We start from the raw sequence: 4,084 nt of genomic DNA on the forward strand, positions 1-4,084 counted from the left end.
TATCTCGGTGGCATCGCCAACAACCGGATCGGCCGCTACAAGCTCGACGGCGCCGATCCCAACTTCGTGCAATACGACAAGCGATGGGGGAAACAGTCATGATCCCGGCGCTTCGCGAATTCGCGCATCGCTTCCTCGGCCGCGGCGAGGGCGCCATCACGGTGCCGCCGTTCGACGGCGCGCTGAAGCCCAACCAGGCGCTCGAACACGCTGAGATCGTCGCAACGCTGCCGGGCGCAGAAGATCTCGCGACCGATGGCACGACGCTCTACGTCGCAGACGGCAATGCCGTGCTGAGGATGGACGGTGCATCGTTGGTGCCGGTGCGGCAGTTCGATCAGCCGCTGACCGCGCTATGCGTGTTACCGGATGGCCGGCTCGCGGTGGCGCTGGCGGGACGCGAGGTGCGGGTGTTCGCACCGGGTGATAGCAGCGATGTCGCCATCAGCGGTGCCGGCATGACAGCCGTCAACGCAGTGGCACCGGGGCGGGGCGGCACCATCCTGGCGACCGACGGTTCGACCGAGTTGCCCTATGCGGAGTGGGGCCGCGATCTGCTCAGCCGCGGCCGCAGCGGCCGGCTGCTGTCGGTCGATCCCGCGTCGCGCAAGGTCGACGTTGTCGCGTCGGGCCTGCGCTACGCCTTCGGCGCGGCAGCGTCGGGCGACACCATGCTGGTGAGCGAGAGCTGGCGTCATCGCCTGATCGCTGTGAGCGGGAAGGGCGACACCAAGCCGGTTTTCGATCATTTGCCGGTTTATCCGTCGCGGGTGACGCCCGCTCCCAGCGGCGGGTTCTGGCTGACGGCGTTCACGGCACGCACCCAACTGATCGAGTTTGTGCTGCGGGAGGCGGCGTATCGGCGTCGGATGATGGCGGAGATCGATCCGGCGTTCTGGATCGTGCCGCGGCTCACCGCGGGGCACTCGTTCCGCGAGCCGATGCAAGGCGCACATCTCAAGACCATGGGCATCATCAAGCCGTGGGCGCCGCCGCGATCTTACGGCCTGGTTGTCCGTCTGGGCGCCGACTACGCGCCGCTGTATTCGTTGCACAGCCGCGTCGACGGCACCAACCACGGCGTCGTGGCCGCCGTGCAAGTCGCGGATAGCCTCTATGTCCTCGCCAAGGGGCCGGGCCGTCTGTTGCGGCTCAAACTCTCCGAAATCCAAGCCGAGGCCGGCGCATGACGGACAACGTGCTCGAATTCCGCAAGGCCACCAAGCTGTACTCCGGCGTGCCCGCGATCGACGGCGTCGATTTTCAATTGCGGCGCGGCGAGATCCACGCATTGGTGGGCGAGAACGGTGCCGGCAAATCGACGCTGACCAAGGCGATGGCCGGCGTGGTGACGCTCACCTCCGGCACCATGCTGGTCGACGGCAAGGAAGTCGCGCCGAAGACGCCGCTCGAAGCGCGGCATCTCGGCATCGGCATGGTGTTTCAGGAGAACAGCCTGGTGCCGACCATGACGGTGGCGCAGAACCTGTTTCTCGGCCAGGAGAAATTCTACAATCGGCTGCGCGGGATCTACATCGCCGCCCAGCAATTCCTGCAGTCGCTCAACTTCGATGTGACGCCGACCGCGACGGTCGGCATGCTCGGCGCAGCGCAGAAGCAGATGGTGGAGATCGCCCGCGCCGTGCTGCATCAGGCCAAGGTCATCATCTTCGACGAGCCCACCGCGACGCTGACTCCGGAGGAGAAGAAGTACTTCTTCGATCTGGTGCGTGATCTGAAGAAGCGCGGCGTCTCGATCGTGTTCATCTCGCACGCGCTGGAGGAGGCGCTGCTACTCGCCGACCGCATCACGGTGCTGCGCGATAGCAAGAACGTCGTCACCGACGACGCCCGCAATTTCGACCGCGACCGCATCGTCCAGGCCATGGTCGGGCGCGACCTGTCGAACACGCTCTACGGCAAGCGCAAGACCACAGTGCGTCCGGCCGGAGAGCGGATGCTGACGATCCAGAATCTCAAGCTGGCGCCGATGGTCAAGAACAATTCGCTGTCGATCTTCGCCGGCCAGATCACCGGGGTGTTCGGTCTGGTCGGGGCCGGCCGCACCGAGACGTTCAAGATCGCCGCCGGCGTGCTGAAGCGAGACTTCTTCCACGGCGGCGAGATCCTGCTGCGCGGCGAACCGGTGCGTTACCGCGTGCCGGCGCCGGCGGTGAAGGACGGCATCGCCTACATTACCGAGGACCGCAAGGTCGAGGGCTTCTTCGAGACGATGTCGATCGCCCGTAACGTCTATCTCGGGCTGCTCGCCAAGTTTCCTGGCGGTCGCTTTCTGCTGTCGCGGCGCGAGGCGCAGGCGAGCGGCGAGAGCTGGATCAAGCGGCTCAACGTCCGGGCGATCAGCCCCAAGGCCAAAGTCGTGGAATTGTCCGGCGGCAATCAGCAGAAGGTTGTGATCGCCAAATCACTCGCGCAGGATCCGAGCGTGGTGATCTTCGACGAACCGACCCGTGGCGTCGACGTCGGCGCCATCGTCGAAATCCACGAACTGATCAACCGTCTCGCCGACGAGGGCAGGGCGGTGGTGGTCATCTCGTCCTATCTGCCGGAAATCCTGGCTTTGTCCGACCGCATCCTGGTCAGCCGCCAGGGCAAGGTGGTCGAGGAATTCTCCTGCCTCGATGCGACGGAGGAGAAGATCATGTACGCGGCCATCCACTGATCTGGCCGTCCCGACAGTCGATATCCAGGCTTATTCCTGGAAAGTTGCGATAGATGATCGCGCTCGGTTTCACCGTCGTACGAAGCGGATACAACCGCACGTTTTGACAGACGTCTGTTTTTGATGGCACATGCAACGAAACAGCGTGTCGAACGTTGTGGGCTGATGCGCTCGGACAAGTTCCAGGTCGGCAACCTTCCGGTCGCGCCGAAGTTTGATGATCATCGCCTGTTTCCGAACTCTATGAAGTCAGACGCCGACCGTGGCTAAAATGCACTCTGGTTTGCCGGATCCGGTCGGGATGCACGCTGCCGTGCACGCCTATGACTGGACTGCTACGCCGCTGGGCCCGCCCGACCGCTGGCCGCCGCCGCTGCGTATGACAGCCGCGACCATGCTTTCATCTGCCATTCCGAGCTTTGTGGTTTGGGGGCCGCAGCAGACGCTGCTCTACAACGACGCCTATGTCGAGTTGCTGGACCGGCGACATCCCGGGGCGCTGGGCTGCAGCTTCCGGGAGGTCTGGCCCGAGATCTGGCCGGATCTCGAACCGCTGGTGAGCCGCGCTTATGCGGGCGAAGCGCTGTCGCAGCAGAATTTGCCGCTGCGCATGCGCCGCAAGGGCTATGACGAAGAGACTTGGTTCACCTATTTCTACACCCCGGTCCGACTCGACGATGGCGCCATTGGTGGCTTTCTCGGTGGGTGTCTTGAGAACACCGAGTCGATGCGTTCGGCTAAGGCGCTCGAGGAGGCCAACGCCAAACTGCAGCAGGCGCTACGAGACCAGAGTGCCGCGAACGACGCGGTCGGCCGCAGCGAGGCCCGCTATCGCGCGCTGTTCGAAGCGATCGATGACGGCTTCTGCATCATCGAGTTCTTCGACGGTCCGCATGGACCGCTGAGCGACTACGTCCATATCGAGGCCAATGCCGGCTACGAGAAACAGACCGGCATTCCCGACATTGTCGGCCGCACACTGCGCGATCTTGTGCCTGATGAGGCCGACGGCTGGGCCGAACTGTATCGCAGCGTTCTCCTCACCGGCCGACCGATCCATTTCGAGCGCGACTTCATTGCGGTCAATCGCGTCATCGAAGTGTCTGCGACGCGGATCGAGCCGCCAGAGCTGCGGCAGGTCTCGGTGCTGTTTCGCGACATATCCGCCCGCAAACAGGCCGAAGCGGCACTGCGCGAGAGTGAGAAGATCGCCCGCGAAAACGTGCAGCGCGTCCAGCTCGCGCTCGCCGCCGGGGCCATCATTGGCACTTGGCTGTGGGACCTGCCGAGCGACCGCTTCACCGTCGATGAGGCATTCGCACGCTCCTTCGGCCTCGATCCGGCGAAAGGCCGCGACGGCCTCAGTCTGGCGCAGGTGGTCGAGACGGTCCATCCCGATGA

3 protein-coding genes are annotated in these 4,084 nt (G+C 64.3%); all 3 read left to right on the plus strand.

What is annotated here, in order from left to right; translation table 11 throughout:
- Nucleotides 1-98: 98 nt before the first annotated feature.
- Complete coding sequence (locus ACOJTD_RS14575; RefSeq protein WP_420133615.1) at nt 99-1,190, plus strand: hypothetical protein; 1,092 nt, start codon at nt 99-101, stop codon at nt 1,188-1,190.
- A complete protein-coding gene (locus ACOJTD_RS14580; protein ID WP_420133616.1) occupies nt 1,187-2,683 on the plus strand; it encodes a sugar ABC transporter ATP-binding protein in 1,497 nt (498 codons plus the stop codon). The genes ACOJTD_RS14575 and ACOJTD_RS14580 overlap by 4 nt, the downstream gene beginning before the upstream one ends.
- Before the next feature lie 301 nt (nt 2,684-2,984).
- Nucleotides 2,985-4,084, plus strand: a 1,100-nt coding sequence (locus ACOJTD_RS14585) for a PAS domain-containing protein (protein ID WP_420133617.1), incomplete at its 3' end; no start/stop codon positions are given.

The sequence above is a fragment of the Rhodopseudomonas sp. genome (genome assembly GCF_048594845.1).
GTDB lineage: Bacteria > Pseudomonadota > Alphaproteobacteria > Rhizobiales > Xanthobacteraceae > Rhodopseudomonas.

Coding starts and splice junctions, on each gene's coding strand:
- ACOJTD_RS14580 (WP_420133616.1), top strand. CDS start 1,187: ATGACGGACAACGTGCTCGAATTCCGCAAGGCCACCAAGCTGTACTCC.
- ACOJTD_RS14575 (WP_420133615.1), top strand. CDS start 99: ATGATCCCGGCGCTTCGCGAATTCGCGCATCGCTTCCTCGGCCGCGGC.